At 61.5% G+C, this 14,469-nt stretch carries 28 protein-coding genes and 1 tRNA gene; 13 read left to right on the forward strand and 16 right to left on the reverse strand.

From position 1 onward, the window contains the following. Positions 1-59: 59 nt before the first annotated feature. Positions 60-278 (reverse strand): hypothetical protein, encoded by a 219-nt coding sequence (locus AC56KW_RS25235; RefSeq protein ID WP_497173378.1) that lies wholly within the window; start codon positions 276-278, stop codon positions 60-62. 127 nt (positions 279-405) lie between these two features. Continuing rightward, positions 406-501, reverse strand: a tRNA-OTHER gene (locus tag AC56KW_RS25240). Positions 502-709: 208 nt separating this feature from the next. Here AC56KW_RS25240 and AC56KW_RS25245 point away from each other — a divergent pair. Next, positions 710-1,372 carry a hypothetical protein gene (locus AC56KW_RS25245; RefSeq protein ID WP_497173379.1) on the forward strand — a complete coding sequence of 221 codons (663 nt, stop codon included), beginning with the start codon at positions 710-712 and terminating at the stop codon, positions 1,370-1,372. A 190-nt stretch (positions 1,373-1,562) separates the two neighbouring features. On the opposite strand, the gene AC56KW_RS25250 is transcribed toward AC56KW_RS25245, so the two are convergent. From AC56KW_RS25250 to AC56KW_RS25270, 5 genes are all read right to left on the reverse strand, one after another. After that, positions 1,563-2,228 carry a hypothetical protein gene (locus tag AC56KW_RS25250; protein ID WP_497173380.1) on the reverse strand — a complete coding sequence of 222 codons (666 nt, stop codon included), beginning with the start codon at positions 2,226-2,228 and terminating at the stop codon, positions 1,563-1,565. Between the two features lie 69 nt (positions 2,229-2,297). After that, entirely contained in the window at positions 2,298-2,504 is a 207-nt protein-coding gene (locus AC56KW_RS25255) for a hypothetical protein (protein ID WP_497173381.1), read from the reverse strand. Beyond that, the gene (locus AC56KW_RS25260) at positions 2,501-2,833 is read right to left on the reverse strand and encodes a MarR family transcriptional regulator (protein WP_497173382.1); all 333 of its coding nucleotides are present in this window, start codon (positions 2,831-2,833) and stop codon (positions 2,501-2,503) included. The genes AC56KW_RS25255 and AC56KW_RS25260 overlap by 4 nt, the downstream gene beginning before the upstream one ends. Beyond that, the gene (locus AC56KW_RS25265; RefSeq protein WP_497173383.1) at positions 2,830-3,261 is read right to left on the reverse strand and encodes a RusA family crossover junction endodeoxyribonuclease; all 432 of its coding nucleotides are present in this window, start codon (positions 3,259-3,261) and stop codon (positions 2,830-2,832) included. Before AC56KW_RS25265 ends, AC56KW_RS25260 begins: the two co-directional genes overlap by 4 nt. After that, on the reverse strand, positions 3,258-3,719 hold the full coding sequence (locus tag AC56KW_RS25270; RefSeq protein WP_497173384.1) for a nuclease domain-containing protein: 462 nt from the start codon (positions 3,717-3,719) through the stop codon (positions 3,258-3,260). The genes AC56KW_RS25265 and AC56KW_RS25270 overlap by 4 nt, the downstream gene beginning before the upstream one ends. Before the next feature lie 35 nt (positions 3,720-3,754). On the opposite strand from AC56KW_RS25270, the gene AC56KW_RS25275 reads away from it, so the two are divergent. Beyond that, positions 3,755-4,414: a hypothetical protein gene (locus AC56KW_RS25275; RefSeq protein ID WP_497173385.1), complete on the forward strand. Its 660-nt coding sequence runs from the start codon at positions 3,755-3,757 to the stop codon at positions 4,412-4,414. 80 nt (positions 4,415-4,494) lie between these two features. Here the strand turns inward: AC56KW_RS25275 and AC56KW_RS25280 are convergent, their stop codons facing one another. From AC56KW_RS25280 to AC56KW_RS25320, 9 genes are all read right to left on the reverse strand, one after another. Continuing rightward, positions 4,495-5,208, reverse strand: a complete 714-nt coding sequence (locus tag AC56KW_RS25280; protein ID WP_497173386.1) for a DNA-methyltransferase — start codon at positions 5,206-5,208, stop codon at positions 4,495-4,497. Continuing rightward, entirely contained in the window at positions 5,205-5,411 is a 207-nt protein-coding gene (locus AC56KW_RS25285) for a hypothetical protein (RefSeq protein WP_497173387.1), read from the reverse strand. Before AC56KW_RS25285 ends, AC56KW_RS25280 begins: the two co-directional genes overlap by 4 nt. After that, on the reverse strand, positions 5,408-6,112 hold the full coding sequence (locus AC56KW_RS25290; protein ID WP_497173388.1) for a metallophosphoesterase: 705 nt from the start codon (positions 6,110-6,112) through the stop codon (positions 5,408-5,410). Before AC56KW_RS25290 ends, AC56KW_RS25285 begins: the two co-directional genes overlap by 4 nt. Continuing rightward, positions 6,109-6,891, reverse strand: coding sequence for an ATP-binding protein (locus AC56KW_RS25295; protein WP_497173389.1), 783 nt, complete (start codon positions 6,889-6,891; stop codon positions 6,109-6,111). The genes AC56KW_RS25290 and AC56KW_RS25295 overlap by 4 nt, the downstream gene beginning before the upstream one ends. Next, positions 6,888-7,832 carry a hypothetical protein gene (locus AC56KW_RS25300; RefSeq protein ID WP_497173390.1) on the reverse strand — a complete coding sequence of 315 codons (945 nt, stop codon included), beginning with the start codon at positions 7,830-7,832 and terminating at the stop codon, positions 6,888-6,890. Before AC56KW_RS25300 ends, AC56KW_RS25295 begins: the two co-directional genes overlap by 4 nt. Beyond that, positions 7,832-8,116 (reverse strand): hypothetical protein, encoded by a 285-nt coding sequence (locus AC56KW_RS25305; protein WP_497173391.1) that lies wholly within the window; start codon positions 8,114-8,116, stop codon positions 7,832-7,834. The genes AC56KW_RS25300 and AC56KW_RS25305 overlap by 1 nt, the downstream gene beginning before the upstream one ends. Further along, entirely contained in the window at positions 8,113-8,466 is a 354-nt protein-coding gene (locus AC56KW_RS25310; protein WP_497173392.1) for a hypothetical protein, read from the reverse strand. Before AC56KW_RS25310 ends, AC56KW_RS25305 begins: the two co-directional genes overlap by 4 nt. After that, a complete protein-coding gene (locus tag AC56KW_RS25315; RefSeq protein ID WP_497173393.1) occupies positions 8,466-8,903 on the reverse strand; it encodes a phage regulatory CII family protein in 438 nt (145 codons plus the stop codon). The genes AC56KW_RS25310 and AC56KW_RS25315 overlap by 1 nt, the downstream gene beginning before the upstream one ends. Before the next feature lie 72 nt (positions 8,904-8,975). Next, positions 8,976-9,176 carry a Cro/CI family transcriptional regulator gene (locus AC56KW_RS25320; protein WP_497173394.1) on the reverse strand — a complete coding sequence of 67 codons (201 nt, stop codon included), beginning with the start codon at positions 9,174-9,176 and terminating at the stop codon, positions 8,976-8,978. 94 nt (positions 9,177-9,270) lie between these two features. Between AC56KW_RS25320 and AC56KW_RS25325 the strand changes: the two genes are divergently transcribed. From AC56KW_RS25325 to AC56KW_RS25375, 11 genes are all read left to right on the forward strand, one after another. Continuing rightward, positions 9,271-10,020, forward strand: coding sequence for a S24 family peptidase (locus AC56KW_RS25325; RefSeq protein WP_497173395.1), 750 nt, complete (start codon positions 9,271-9,273; stop codon positions 10,018-10,020). Then, positions 10,017-10,304 (forward strand): hypothetical protein, encoded by a 288-nt coding sequence (locus AC56KW_RS25330; RefSeq protein ID WP_497173396.1) that lies wholly within the window; start codon positions 10,017-10,019, stop codon positions 10,302-10,304. Before AC56KW_RS25325 ends, AC56KW_RS25330 begins: the two co-directional genes overlap by 4 nt. A gap of 14 nt (positions 10,305-10,318) precedes the next feature. Further along, on the forward strand, positions 10,319-10,873 hold the full coding sequence (locus tag AC56KW_RS25335; RefSeq protein WP_497173397.1) for a hypothetical protein: 555 nt from the start codon (positions 10,319-10,321) through the stop codon (positions 10,871-10,873). Positions 10,874-11,264: 391 nt separating this feature from the next. Then, positions 11,265-12,017: a hypothetical protein gene (locus AC56KW_RS25340; RefSeq protein WP_497173398.1), complete on the forward strand. Its 753-nt coding sequence runs from the start codon at positions 11,265-11,267 to the stop codon at positions 12,015-12,017. Then, complete coding sequence (locus AC56KW_RS25345) at positions 12,014-12,442, forward strand: hypothetical protein (RefSeq protein WP_497173399.1); 429 nt, start codon at positions 12,014-12,016, stop codon at positions 12,440-12,442. The genes AC56KW_RS25340 and AC56KW_RS25345 overlap by 4 nt, the downstream gene beginning before the upstream one ends. A 213-nt stretch (positions 12,443-12,655) precedes the next feature. Then, on the forward strand, positions 12,656-13,123 hold the full coding sequence (locus AC56KW_RS25350) for a hypothetical protein (protein ID WP_497173400.1): 468 nt from the start codon (positions 12,656-12,658) through the stop codon (positions 13,121-13,123). Between the two features lie 8 nt (positions 13,124-13,131). Next, positions 13,132-13,254 carry a hypothetical protein gene (locus tag AC56KW_RS25355; protein WP_497173401.1) on the forward strand — a complete coding sequence of 41 codons (123 nt, stop codon included), beginning with the start codon at positions 13,132-13,134 and terminating at the stop codon, positions 13,252-13,254. Beyond that, complete coding sequence (locus AC56KW_RS25360; RefSeq protein WP_497173402.1) at positions 13,251-13,427, forward strand: hypothetical protein; 177 nt, start codon at positions 13,251-13,253, stop codon at positions 13,425-13,427. The genes AC56KW_RS25355 and AC56KW_RS25360 overlap by 4 nt, the downstream gene beginning before the upstream one ends. After that, complete coding sequence (locus AC56KW_RS25365; RefSeq protein WP_497173403.1) at positions 13,424-13,804, forward strand: hypothetical protein; 381 nt, start codon at positions 13,424-13,426, stop codon at positions 13,802-13,804. Before AC56KW_RS25360 ends, AC56KW_RS25365 begins: the two co-directional genes overlap by 4 nt. 94 nt (positions 13,805-13,898) lie before the next feature. Further along, complete coding sequence (locus AC56KW_RS25370) at positions 13,899-14,078, forward strand: hypothetical protein (protein ID WP_497173404.1); 180 nt, start codon at positions 13,899-13,901, stop codon at positions 14,076-14,078. After that, positions 14,078-14,469: hypothetical protein (locus AC56KW_RS25375; protein ID WP_497173405.1), on the forward strand; the 392-nt coding region annotated here is incomplete at its 3' end. The genes AC56KW_RS25370 and AC56KW_RS25375, both read left to right, overlap by 1 nt.

Below are 14,469 nucleotides of genomic sequence, written 5' to 3' on the forward strand. Positions count from 1 at the left end.
AGCCTGGTCACGGTGCCGCTGCACCGTGTAGCGCAGCCATGCCAGCTCTTGGTCGACGCTCACTTCTTCTCTCCGAAGCCGGGTACATCCTGCTCGACGGTCGTGCAGAAGCAGACGATCCAGTTGACGGCAGCCAGGGCGACGATGGTCCACAGCACGCCATATGCCCAGGCAGGCGCGGCCAGGCGGTCGAGCAGCAGCCAGAGCAGGATCGCGAACCCGACTGGCGAGCGCGCAGGCAGCGATGATGCCTTGATGGCGATCTTGCGCTTCTTCATATAGACCTCGGAAAAGAAAAGCCGCCCGGCGCATTGCTGCGAGGGGCGGCGAAATCCAGCGGACTGGAGGAGACGAGCAGTGGCGGCCGGGAGCTCCCAGCCCTGCGCACAGGCGCTTGGCCACACACCCGCCAGCAGGAGTTGACCTGCGACCTCTCCTTTCCATCCGGCTGTTGTTCAATCCGGACTGCGGGAGTGCTCTAACCCTCTGAGCTATGGCGTGTGTGTGGTGACTCGTTATCGGGAGTCAGGCGACCAGCCCCAAGGCCATTTGCAAAAGTGAGGGCGAAACTGCTGGGGCCATGGTTCTGCGACGAGGCACCCGGGTGCGCTCGCCGGGCCTGACCATCACTAGGCGATCTAAAGATAGATCAACTGTGCGGCACGCCAACAAAAAGATACACTCAAGCATTCATCTTTCTGGAGAAACCGTGCAGCACTTATCAATTGTCCTTAACAATGGTGCCTTTGAGGTCCACGGGCTGCCGCCAGATTCACGGATATCCATCAAAATCGATGGGCATCGAGCTAAGCAACTCGGCGATCAAATGCTGCACCAATCAGATCTCGAGTTCGCTGATCAGTGCTTGGATGCTATAAACATGGTGCCAGACGATCCCCCAGCCATTCGTCAAGGACTGTGGCGCTCCGCGATAATTTCGGTTATGAAATGCTTCGGAAATAACAGTTCCCGCTCTTCACTACCAGCAAACAAGGTTCTAAGAGGCCACCCACCCGAAGCAATGCTCGTATTTAACTACTTCAAGGATCTCCGGAATAAGTACATCGCGCACGACGAAAACGCTTGGGCGCAAGTCATGACCGGGGCTGCTCTGAATGATGGGTCAAAGGGATTCAACGTTGAGATGGTTTTTGCCGTTGTTGCTCTCGCTCAAACTCTCGATCAAGCTAGTTATGGAAATCTCAAACTACTAATAAATGCGGCTCTAGCGTACTCTCGAGAGCAATTCGAACTGCTGATCGATCAGATAACGAAAGACCTAGAGACTGTTCCTTATAATGAGCTTGTCAAACGGGAGCCCCCTGCGTATCGAGCCCCCGAAGCCCATGAGGTATCGCAGCGCCGAACTTAGGCTTGAAACGCACAATGCCGCTGAAGCGGCGGACCTTGTTTTTCTCCAGACGAACGAAAGCACTCAATGGCTGGGTGCTGTCGCAAGTCCCGGTTATCGGTGGCGCATCGCGCACATTACGAGGCCGGGAGAATGTAGGCCTACAGTCTACAACAAATTGCTGGCTGTATACACAGTGCTCAGCAATAAATCATGCAGGGTGTGGCGTGCGCAGCTTCACCGCCGCGCGGGCCGCATGGCTGTCGGCAATGCTGTGCAGCTCGCTCACCATGTTCAGCACGTGCTCGCGCACGAACCCGGCCGCCATCGCCAGGTCGGCCTTGCCCGATCCGCTGCAGCACTTGCACGCGCGCGATTCCAGCACGCCCGATCCGCCGCATGGCTCGCACAGCCCGTTCAGCCAGTGCGCCAGCGAGTGCTCGGCCACCGTGCGGTAGAGCTTGATGGCGGCCGCCGCATCCCAGGCAGTGTTCTCGGGAACCCAGCGGCGCGCACGGCCGCGCTTCGTGACCTCGGCAGTCCACACCCGCAGCAGCTGCGCCACGTGGGCGACACCGCTTTCGAGTGCAGTCGCATCGCCCTGCAGCGCCTGGCGGCATTCGGCCTCGCGGCTCGCGTCCTTTCGGCGGATAGCCTCGGCCAGTTCTTTCTCGACGCGCGTGCGCATCGCGAGGGCCTTGGCCATGTCCTGGGTTGCGGTGCCGGCGTACTTGGCCCGGTGCAGCAACGCGCCGAGATCGCCCGGCGTGACGGATGCCAGCGCGGCCGCGAGAAGCGGCTCGGCCTGGTTGTGGCGGGCATCGTCCTGAAGGCTCGATGCGCTCAATGCGTGGATATAGCGGTCAACGAAACCCATGATTTAACCTTCAGCGGAGGACGAGGGAGCCAGCGTAGCATATGCCACCAAGAAATTTCCGGGCTGAATTTAATGATTCCCGGAATTGTCGAGCGACGTCCGATCATGTTGCGCCGCCGCGTCATTTCGGCCCTTGTCGTAGCCCAGCATCAGCGCCACGGCCATGCCGAGGAAGGCGAACCACAGGGCCGGGTCGCCCAGCGAAATACCTTCCAGCGCCAGCAGCACGCCGACGGCGGCGAACACCAGCGTGCGCATCGCCAGGTGCCAGATCATGACCGCTGCCCGCCGAACATCGCCCACAGCAGGGGGTCGCGCGGCGCTGGTGTACTCTCCCAGTCCCGCACCGTGAGCTGCCGCGGCTGGCCCGAGATCGACACGGGGCATCCAGAGCTCCAGTCGTGCGCCGGGCCCTCCGCCCACGCCGCACGGCGCTCGCTCGGATGGCTGACTCGGTGAATCCTCCCCTCGTTCTGTAGCTGGTGCGCCGCCATATTGACGGACTGGCTGCTGATGTCCAGGTGGATGGCGATGTCGCGCGAGAAGATGTTGGGCCGCGCCTTCACACACGCCTCGACCCGATCTTTTACGGATGGCCCGGTCATGCCGCCTCCCCTGCCGTGGCCATGACTTCGACCAGCGCACCCGGAGTCTCCGAGTACCGCTTCTCGATAATGATGCGCACCACCTGGGCGTCGTCGCGCCAGATGATCCCGTTGCAGCCGTCCTTGATCCCCTTGAGTACGTTGTCGGCGTCGGGCTTCTTCGTGGCTGCGATCGCGCCGGTCGCGGCCAGCGCGCGGCGTTTGTTCGACCAGCTCGCGGGAATCTGCAGGTCGAGCGTCAGGTGCAGCGACACCGGGCCGGCGGTAGGCTCAACGCCGGCCATGGCTTGGGTCGCGGCCATCTTGACCAGGTTCTCGTAGCTGGCGGTCTTCGCCGGCGTGTAGGCGACCACGTGCGCACCGCGGCGGGCGAACTTCGGGCGGCCCTTGGCCACTGGCTGGCCAGGGATGTTGAAGGCGACGATCATGCGGTGATTCCTTCCTGTTTGAGCTGTTCTTGGGTGATGACGAGGGCGCGGTCGAACGTGTCATCGAGCTGCTGGCGTGTCAGCCAGCCCGGCAGCGGCCGGCGCCCGTCCAGCACGTCGTGGCAGTCGCTGCAGCCGAAGCACGCCTTGGTGTCCGGCGTCTTCAGTCCCATGCCCTTGCCGTGCTCCAGTCGGTTCGAGTGGCACAGCACCGTGGTGGCCGGGTCGCGGTTGCAGACGCCCGGGATCATCAGCGTGCAGTCGCGGCCGCGCGCGGCGCGCCGGGCTGGCGTCGATTTGGCGCGGGACTTCTTCATAGGCTTGCAGGCCTTCAGCTGCACCGCGGCGACGCGCAGCAGGCCGGCGCCTGCGGCCGGCGTCTTGAAACCGGCGCCGCGCGCCATCGGCGTCTTGCGCGAAAGCGGCTTGCCTTGCTTAAGAGCTGAGCGACGCATCATGATACGATTCCAAAAAAACAACCTTGGCGTATCTGATGCAACTTAATTTCAACTTCATGCGGCATAGTCGATGGGCATTTGTAAGCGGGATCTGCATAGGACTCTTGCTCGCATTTCCACTCACAGCACCGGTTTGGGATGGAAAGATTCTTGAGCCGGTTTCGACAATGTGGGGCAACGCGCTTGGTGCAATCGGCGCGGTTGCTGCCGCAGTATGGGCGGCGGATCGCGGGTCCTCTCAACAGGAACGGCAAGCTGCTGCGTTGATTTACACAATGTTCAAACCGATCGCAACGCATTGCGATGAACTCAACAGTGCATATGCCGCGCTTGCTGAAAGCGGCTCTGCCGATCCGGAGACGGACCAGGAGACGGTCACGCCTGGGGAATGGGAAAACATACGACTCCTCGCCAACGCGGTAGCTAACGATTACCAAGACATCCAAAACAATAAGCAGCGTATCGACAGCGTTTTTTCCTATCTCAGGCCGGCCGAAATGCAAGTATTTCTTGAGCTGGAGGCGAATACAAAAAGCATTTATCAGAAAATTACTTTCGACATGTACCGCGAAACCAGTAATGCCACACAGAAAATATATGGCGGTCTGCCATATGGCTCGAGCCGGACAGAGCTTCAAAAGCTCAACACCCAAATGCAACAAGACGTCAGAAAATTCGACGCGGCTGCGCGATAATGCAGTGCCTTTAGCACGAACCGCGGCTTGGCTGAGCGCGGGCTTGAGGGTGCCCGTGCGGGCGATGGTAGAGGTGCGGATCATGCGGCCTCCGTGAATAGAGCGGCCTGCTCGTACTTGGCCGGCTCTGGAACGAACAACTGTCCCTGCGCCACCGCCTGCTCGATTCGCCGGCATGCGATATCGAAATACTTCTCGTCGCGCTCAATACCAATAAATCCCCGCCCCGTCTGGATTGCCGCCACACCAGTAGTTCCCGAGCCCATGTACGGGTCGAGCACGGTGACGGCAGATGGCAGAAACTCCAGGCACCAGCACATGAGCGAAAGCGGCTTCTGCGTAGGGTGCTGCTTGTCCGGCGTGCCGCGAGTCGCGCTGACGCGGAACAGTGCGGCCGGCCGGTTCAACGAGGTCCATGCCAGCTCAACCTGCGAGAAGTTCGGCCAGGGCTGCTCCTTGTCCCAGGCGAGGATTGCTCGCGCAGGCGGCAGCGGGAAGTAGTTGCCTCCCCAGATAATCTGGTGCTGCGACATGCTGCGCAGCTGGTCGAACACCTCCTGTGGCGGTGCGATATCCCATTGGACGTTCGACGTGTTCAAGATGCGGTTCTTCAGCGTCCCCGAGCCCTGCTGACGTGGCGATTTCCGAACAGCCGTAGTCGAGCCGACGCCATCCAGGTTGAGAATCCCGTAAGGCGGATCGGTAACGACCGCGTCGACGTCGCCGAGCTGCGGCAGGAGCTCGAGCATGTCGCCGTGGTAGAGGGTGGCGCCGCCTATTTCGACCTTCTTCATGCTTTCTCCAATTCTTGTTGTTGTCCTAGCATCGCCACATACCGCGCCCTCGGCGCCCGGTCCTTCGCTTCCTTGAACAGGACGCCGATCTGGCCGTTCCAGGGCTTCGGCTGCTCCCAGGCCGAGCACATGCCGGTTGGCGCGCCGTCGGTGGGCACGGTGAAGTTCGCGCACATGGCGCAGGGGTCGTGTTCGCGGGTCATGCTGCCTCCGCTGGCCGCAGCGTGGCGGCGTCGATCAGGGTGAAGTGGCCACGGCGCCAGCCCATCGTGTCGATGAACAGCGTGTTCCCCAGGCTGGTCATGCGCTCCATCGGCGTGTGCCCGACGACGACCGCGCGCACGCCGGCGACCTCACTGTCATCACCCATCTGGATGCGCGTGCGCGCCCACTGGCATGCGTCGATCAGGTCCTGGCGCTTGCCGTTGGAAATGGTCGGGTCTTCCAGCATCGATGTGAAATCGGCCCATGGCGAAATCGGGCACTCGGCGTGCACGACGCCCACCAGTCCGAATTCCGTCTCGAGCTCTATGGCGATCGGCAGTGCCGACAGCGCGGCTGCCACCTCGTGTTGCGTTTCGCGGTCGAGCGCAATCATCCAGCCCCCACCGTTGGCGTGGTAATTGCCGCTCTCCATGTTCCCGTTCGGCCAGCGGATCGCCATGTCTTCATGGTTCCCAGCGACGGAGTGCACCCAGGACTGCGCCAGCCACTCGACAACCCAGTGCGATTCCGGCCCACGGTCGACCAAGTCGCCGACGTGGATCAGGCGATCCCCGGCCTGGTGGTTGAACCCGATTGCGGCCAAGGCGTACTGCAGCTTGGTGAAGCAGCCGTGCACGTCGCCGACGATGATGTCGCGGCCCGTGGTGTTGCGCTCGAGGCGCTTTACGAAATTGCTCATGCTGCGACCTCGGCGCCCACCGGCTGGCGCACGCGGCGCGCGTCGGCCCAGTTCAAAGCGCAGGAAAACGAGTTCTCGTGCAGGCGGCTGTGCACACGCTCGCCGACGAAGCGCGCCAGGTGATCGAATGGCTGATTGCTGATCGCGATCACCGGCTTGTTCTCGTTGTAGCGGCGGTTGACGATCTCGGTGAGCAGCAGCGACGCGTTGTCCTTGACCGGGATGGCGTCGATCTCGTCGAGCACCAGGACGTCGTAGCGGGCGAAGCGGGCGATGTCTGTCTCCTCGCTCTTGCCGTCGCGGCCGTAGTTCGCCTGGATCTCGCTGATCATCCCCTTGGCAGTGATGTAGCGGACCGAGCGCGCGGCGCGGTTCATGAGCGACTGCGCCAGCTCGCACGCCAGCAGGGTCTTGCCGGTGCCGGTCTTGCCCACCAGGATCAGCGCCGCCCACACCTGATCGCCCAGGATGAAGTCACGGAACAGCTGGGCTGTGCGGCGCACTGCGCGCTGGTCGTCCGTCGTGGCCAGGAACTTCTGGCCGAGGTATTTGGCCGGGATGGCGGCCGAGGCCATCAGGTCAGCAACGCGCTGGGCCATCATCTGCGCATGCGCTTCGTTCGACAGTTGCGCTTCCAGGCATTTCGGGCAGTGCCAGGGCAGGCCCTTGCGCACCAGCACCTCGGCGGCGCCATGCTCCTTGCACGATCCGCTGGCGGTGGTGACGTGCGCGCTGAAGCGTCCCAGCACGCCGGCCACGTGGTTCAGTCCTTCGGTCATAGATCGATCTCCTCGTCTGCGCCAGGCACGGTGATGCCGTGGCGTTTCATGCTTTCGTCCATCGCGCGCTGGTCGCCGGAGCGGTCCAGGTGCGAGAACACGAATTTGTCGCTCAGGCCCTGCCCGCCACCAGCTTGACGTCGGTCGTTCGCGCCGCCGGCCTGCACTTTCGCCGCGTCGGTCGCCCAGGTCGACAGGATTGCAGCGACGTAGGCCACGCTGATGCGCTGGCCCTTCTTCGCTCGCTTGGCCTCCTGGCAGGCAGCGGCCACGGTCTCAGGCGTCACGCCCTGCTCGGCCAGCGCGACCAAGCGCGGATCGGCAGGCTGCGAGTCGATTCCGTTCGAACGCATGGCGATGCTGAGTTGCACGGCGGTCGGCAGGTCTTCCGGCGGAAAGCCGGGGATGGCACGCGCGGCTTGCGCTTGCTCCTGTTCCTGCTCTTGTGCTTGCTCCTGCTCTTGCTCTTGGCTTGCAAGGGGCTTGGAAGGGGCTTCGATGGGGTTGTTATCCACAGCCCCGCGATTGCGTTTCATGTTGAAAGGGCCTGCGTACTTTTCGAAGAACGGCCCCAAGAAAGGGTTATCCGGCAGAGCGTCGTATTCGTTCTGGACGCCCGCCGAACGCTTGTCGGCTGCGCTCAGCTTGTCGGCGATCTGAAAGAAGGCCATTTCGTGAACCCAGGCCATCTCAGATTCGTCGTCATACGAGCAGAAACCGGCTTCAATACAGCTTTGAAGCCCCTTCGATGCCCCTTCCATGCCCAATCCGGTCTCATGCGCAATCGAGTCGCGGGACACGTAATACAGGCCGGTCATGTTCGCGTGCGGCGAGGTCATCAGGTACAGGCCGACCAGCTGGGCGGCAGCGCCGGCCGCGCGCAGCTTCTTGCCGGTCTTCCCGATCCAGAACTGCGGACCAACTTTGGAGTAATCGCGCATCAGTGCCCCTTCTCGATCAGTGGGATCTGGCGCGGGTCACTCTTGTCGATCACGTAGACCACCGTGCGGCGCGGGCCGGTGAGAACCTGCTCGCAATCCGGGTCGCCGGCAGCCATGGCGATCTCGCTGGCGCGCATGCACACCGCGGCGCGCTGGCCGATAAACAGGCAGCCGTCGCATTCGCCCAGCACCGGTGCGTTGATCGCCTTGATGCGGACCTGGTCCGGGTCGATGGGCTCGGCGGTGTCGCCTTCCCACTTCTCGCTGAGAATGTTCGTCGTCATGCGGTCACCATCGATGCACAGGCCGGCGCGCCGAACAGCGCAGCTACCAGCGGGTCGCGGATGTGCTGGGTCGGGTATTTGGTGCTGATCACGACCTGGCGCTCGCCGGCTTTCGAGTACTCCTCGTCGAGGTCCGCCGGGCCCAGGCGCCAGATGTTGACTGTGCCGCCATGCGCAGCCGGCGCGCGGACGCTGTTGACCAGGCCCAGGCCGCGCATGTAGCACAGGCGCGTACACACGTCCCTCGGCGCGAGCCCGGTGTGGGCGCTGATCTCCTCGGTGCGCTGGTGGCCGGCTTCGAGTGCGGCAAGGATGGCAATGCGCAGTTGGGGTTGGTAGCGGCGCGACATCACTGGGCCATCCCTTTGAAGCGCGAGCACAGCTGCATGGCCTTCTGCAGCACGGCGAACATGGCCTTGTCGACCGCCGCAACCTCTTTCGCGTTGACGTGCCCATCGGCCAGCGCCTGGTGGATCTCTCCGCCGAACGCGCCCAGCGTCGCCCACAGGCCGGTTACCGACTCGAGCACAGCCATATCACAGGCCGGCTCCTCGTCGAGCTTGGTGCAGACGAAACCATGCTGGCGCGCCAGCGCATGCAGCACCTCGTAGTTCTGCGTGATCTCCATCACCCGCGATGCATCGTCCATCGTCAGGACGTTCGTGGTGCTGTTCGGGTTGGCCTTGTTGCGCAGCAGGCCGGCGGTGTAACCCATGCGCACGGCCAGGGCCTCGCAGCCGCCTGGGGCTTCGTGCACGGTACGGTGGAAGGCGTCCTTGTAGTTCATGTGCGGTTCCTGAGAACAAATGATGCGTAGAAATGTTGAGTGCGCGACAATGCGGTAATCGAAACTTCCCAGTCACTCAGCTTTGTCAGCCTTGCGGCGCTTGGGCTTCTCAGCGGGCGGGAAGATGTCCGGTCGAGCCAGCTCCAAGAACATCCGGCGAGCAGCAGGGATACCGTCGTCGCGCCATTGGGAAACCGCTGCCATGGAGACCTTGCACAGTGCCGCTACCTTGGCAGTCCCGCCCAGGGCGTCGATCAGTTGTGAGTCGTTCATCTTCTCGCTTTCTTAAGGTGGCTTGAGACATATCTTAAGTCAACTTAAGATCAGACGCAAGCCAACTTAAGAAAATATTTGTTAAGCTAGCTTTATGAAACTATTGTCAGATCGCCTCAAATGGGCTATGTCGGAAGAGTCGAAACGCCAAGGGCGCGAGATCCGGCCGGCCGATCTCGCTCGCGCCGCGAACAGCTCCGCGACGTCGGTCAACTATTGGCTTACTGACACGAACGGAATCGGCGCCTCGAAGGCGCGCCTGCTGGGTGAATATCTTCACGTCGACGCCCTCTGGCTTGAAACCGGCGATGGGCAAGCAGTCCCGGCGCCAGCTCTGGTGCAGAAAACGGCGGCCCCAGCGACACAATCCGACGACCCATTCCTCGCGCCAGCTGCCTACATTCGGATCGGCGATGAGCCTGAGACCGTGCCGGTCCGCCTAGTGAAGCTTCGTCTGCAGGCCGGCGTGACGCGCTTCGAGACCGAGCCCGACCTGGAGGACGGAGGCGTCCTGCACGTCCCCGTCGAGGTGATCGAACAAGACAAGCTGGTTCCGCACGAGCTGCTGGCCATTCGCGTGCGCGGCCGCAGCATGGAGCCGCTCATGTTTGAGGACGACGTGATCGTCGTCGACACCCGTCAGAAATCGCCAGTGAATCGCGAGCTCTACGCCCTCAATTTCGATGGCGACTGCTGTGTCAAGCAGCTGATCAAGCGAAACGGCGACTGGTATCTGCACTCGCTGAACGATGAGTTTGGCGACGTCAATGCCCGGAGCGGTCAGATCAGCATCATTGGCCAGGTGGTCTACCAACCAGGCCGACGCCTGCGTGGGCGCCTATGAAGATCGAGTGCGCGATCGTCGAGTTCAGGAGCGCGCGTATTGTCGTCGCGCTGCCGCATTCGAGCTTTGTTCGCCCGGGCGTTGGCGATGACCTCATGCTTCGCCTGCAGCCACACTACCCAGGGTTGCCGATCGTCCTTGTCAGCACCCAGCCAGGCACAGTACCTTCATACTCGACCTTCGATGCAGGCCCGCTGCTGGCGGCGCTCGATGTGGCCACGCTCGACCTAGAAGTGATCGACCTCGATCAACCCGCCTACGATGACTCGGAACTGCCCTTCTAACTCGCCAGTAAGAGATGAAACTCGCTAAATTCGCTTTTGTCGCGCTTGCCGCGAGCGCTGCGGCTACTGCAGCACCGGTGGCTACTGTCCTGGGCGTTCCGGTCGGCGGCAAGCTGAGTGCTCAGCTAAAGGTATGCCCGAGCGTCACCGCAGGAAGTGTAGATGTGCATGCGATCTGCTGGGTAAGCGGCCCTGAAAAGTATGGGAAGTGGAAGTCGGGAATGGTCCTAATACCCGGCCCAGACAAGCGGCCGAAGTGGGCGGCCTATGCCAACTTTGATCTGCGCATGTCCCGCGACGGAACGATTGAAAATCTCAAGGCGCAAACGCATTCTGCAGCTGATGCGCCAGCCATCCTCAATTCCATCTCTTCCCGCTTTGGGGCGCCGAGTCGGACCACCGACCGACCTGTGGGTGCGGCCTGGATAAGGCCTGAGCTTTACATTGAGATGCGATGCTCGAGCGAATGGTGCATGGTCGAGTTCACGTCCGCAGCAAGCTATGCGAGGTGGCAGCAGGACTTGGAGAGCCGCAAGAAGGTCGATGCGGCCCGTCCGATTTCTCCGTGAGCGAACATCAGTCGGAAGCAATTTCAAGCCCCGCCTGACGGGGGCGTTTGCAATTGATTGCAAGCCGCCCCTCCCCGCACTTAGCTGCATTTGTGCCCCTCCCCATTCGTGTGCAATTAATTGCAGGGGAGCCTGACGTGACGCAGGGAGACTGACGAGCTCTCAGCTACTGTGCGATGTGGGCCACAAACGTGCGAGCCTGAGAGCTTGACGCAGGTATTCACCTGTGTGAATGCATCATTTTTGATGTAGACTGATGATGTGTTCCATAAGCTCTCGCTCGAGAGGCAGTCCCGGGAACCTGTCAAACCGTAGAGTTATCCACAGGCGCACACTCAGCCGTGGCATTCCTACGCCTCTTCGTTGGCCGTTGCCAGTACACCAGAAAAGAATGACCGCACTTCCCCTGCCGAAAGTAGTTGAACTCATCAAGAAACTCGAACCTTTTATGGAGTCGGGAAAACTAGATCCGTTCACGCTCAAAAGGTATAAGCGTGAGGCTGTCGAAAATCTCCACGTCGATCCGCATGCTGGCCACATTGCACTATGCATGATTGCGTTTCTGGAATGGGACGAAGATGCAATGGCGATTGCACATCGCAATGCCTTGGGCATTCGCAACGATTCGTTCACGCATGCGCATTACGCAAATCTATTAATGCTCATTGGTGAGTTTGACGGAGCATTGGATGAGCTGAAAATTGCTATCGGAAAGGACCCAGCGAACCTATCCTATTTGCGTCAAGCAGTAAGAGCCGCGAAATCTGCCGGCAGAATCGACGACGCGATTACCTTATACGGATTGTTGGAAGAGCGCGCGCCTGGGCAGGATAATGACCTTAGGGAGAAGACGATGAGTCTGTCCGCAGTTCTTGAGCGAAATGGCATCAACGAGGACGTGGTTGCCCAATGCAACGCGATTGCGTTTGACATCCTGAAGAAAAATCATCTTCGTTTCACTAAGACCCGACTCTACTCCGATTGTCAGGACGACTACGTCATGTTTTACATTGATTTAGATGCTGACGATGAAGTTATAGAAAGACTTGATGAAGAGCTTGGGGTGGCACTTTTCGATAATGTTCCTGACTTTCACCCTGATAAATACTGGATAGGTTACGCGAAAGAAGAGGATAACGAATGAGCGTGTCTGCGAAAGAAATAATCGACCTCGCTCAGACGTTGATAGAATCTGAAACTGACTCTCCAGTGGCTGAGGTTATATTGCGGTGCTCGACGTCACGCGCTTATTACGCTGCTCTGCACGCTGCGAGCCAATCATTACCTAAAGAGTTCCAGGTAACCGCTGAAGAAAAGAACGGAAAGAGTTCACATCAAGCTGTTATCGATGCGTTCGTGCTTTGGGGAAAATCGCTGCGACCCGGTCGTCAGGATGCTATCAGTGTCGCCAGAAATTTACCGAAGTTGAAGGACGCCAGAAAGCATGCAGACTACCGCCTAGCCCACGACTTTACGCTCGCAACCGCAGAAAAGTCGCTCAAGGTTGCAGCCTCCACCATCGAGAGCGCCGAGCGAGCAGCGCAACGCACGGTAACGCTCCAAGCATAGAGGAACACCGTCGATCGTGAGCCCGCCCAGCGCGGGCTTTTTTACGCCCCTACCTGGCCATGCCAGCAGCCCCGCATGACGGGGCTTTTTACCGACCATTATGTTAAGTCAACTTAAAATATTTTCTTAAGCTCACTTGCCAATGGTCTTAAGTCGACTTAAGATAGCTCCATCGCAACCGAGCCCAGCAGGGCTCCACGAATGGAGCGCGGCATGACCCAGCAGTACGACACCGAATACCTGACCCAGGCGGTCAAGGAAGAGATCGAGGTAGCGCGGCTCGACTTGGGCAAGCGCGGCGTGAAGCCGGCCGGCGTGCACCTGGACGTGAACGTCTACCTCTCGAAGAAGCCGGGCAGCGGCTACGGCATGGCAATGCCCGAGATCCTGCCGAAGTGGCGCCGCCACCCGCGTGCCGCCGGCGCCTTGGCCATCAAGCACGCGCTGAACATCCGGCATGACCACGATGAATGCACGGTCACCGTCAGCTACGGCGCCGGCCGGCGCGGCATTACCGAGCACTACGGTGCGCACCCCGACCGCGAGGCCGCAACCATGGCCGCGATCGTGCGCGCTGCCATCCAGATGCTGACGGAGCGGCGCGACGAAGCTGCAGCCCTCAACCCTACCCGCTCGACTCCGAGCCGCCGGCCCGGCGCCCGGGCGAACACCACGAAGTGAGGATTCCGATGATCCGCTTTCTGCTGCTGTACCGCATCGAATGGACTGACCGCCATCCTGGCCTGATGTTCGCCCTGCTGTTCCTGCTGATCTGCCTCGGCGGCGCCATCGATCCGGGGGTGCCGCAATGAAGAGGCGCCGCATCTACCGGGCGCGCAGCGCCGACAGCCAGGGCATGACCCAGGCCGACTACGACGCGATCCGCAACTACCGCGCCAACCGCGGCTCGTCGCGCTACTACGGCGACCTGAAGGCGATCGACGAGAGGACCCCAGCCACCCAACCCGATGAGGCCAAGAAATGACCGAGAACAGCATCCCGCCGCGTAACGAGTTGCAGCGCCGCGTCTTCGAAGCTCCCCAGTCCGCGCGCCGCCTGGAGTGGGACGAGGACGGCACTCCCCTGCCGCCGTCGAGCGTCGTCTACCTCTTCCGCTCGCACGACAAGGAATTCCCGCTCTGGGACGAGATCAAGACGCGGGAGCGCCTGCAGCTGGTCCAGGAGGCACCGGACCGCTTCGAGCTCCGCACCCTGTTCACCGTGCCGGTCGACGACCTGGCCCGCACCTCGCTGGTCAAGATCCTGGAGGCCCGCCAGCACCTGGACCGCATCAGGGCGGCCACCGAGAAGGCTATCAGCGGCATGCGCGAAGTGGCGCGGGAAACGGCAGGACGGCCATGAGCGAACACCAACTCCGCGCCATCAAGTGGCAATGCGCCAAGGTTCTGGCCCTGGTGGCCACGTGCACCGCAGTGATCGTGAATGGATGGCCGCTGTGACCTTCGAAGAACTGCGCATCACCGACCAGTGCCCCGAGAAGCTGGCTCGCAAGCTGCACCACGACCTGGCCGTAACGGAGGCGCTGCTCGCGCTCGAGCATGCCCTCCGCAGCAAAGCAGAAGCGAAACTGGCAGCGGCCTCGGCGCCGCGCCGCAAATACCGAGAGGAGAAGTGATGGACCAAGCAATCACCCGCGCCGCCGGCGCCACGCCCAGCACCACGCCGCCGGCCGCAATCGTCACGCCTCGCCGGTGGTCGCTGCTGCTGACTAGTCAGAACCATGGCCAGATCGGAAAGCTCGGCTGTGACTTTTCCTGGGCGCCAGGCAAGCACGAGCGCGTGCAGGTCATGGAGATCGTCGAAGCCGGCGCGCCGCCAGCGCCAGGTACGGACCTGGCCGGCTTGGTGCGCCTGCCCTTGACCAATGAGCAGATCGCCGCCGGCGCCAACATCCGCTGTGACCATGGCGGCTCGATTGGCCGCAGTGCTGCGATCGAAGTATGGGATGCGATGCTCGGCGCCGCCCCTATCACGGCAGAAGCCGGTCAGGTAGCGCCGATCGAGGA

Source organism: Telluria sp. RT2P19, assembly GCF_059685725.1.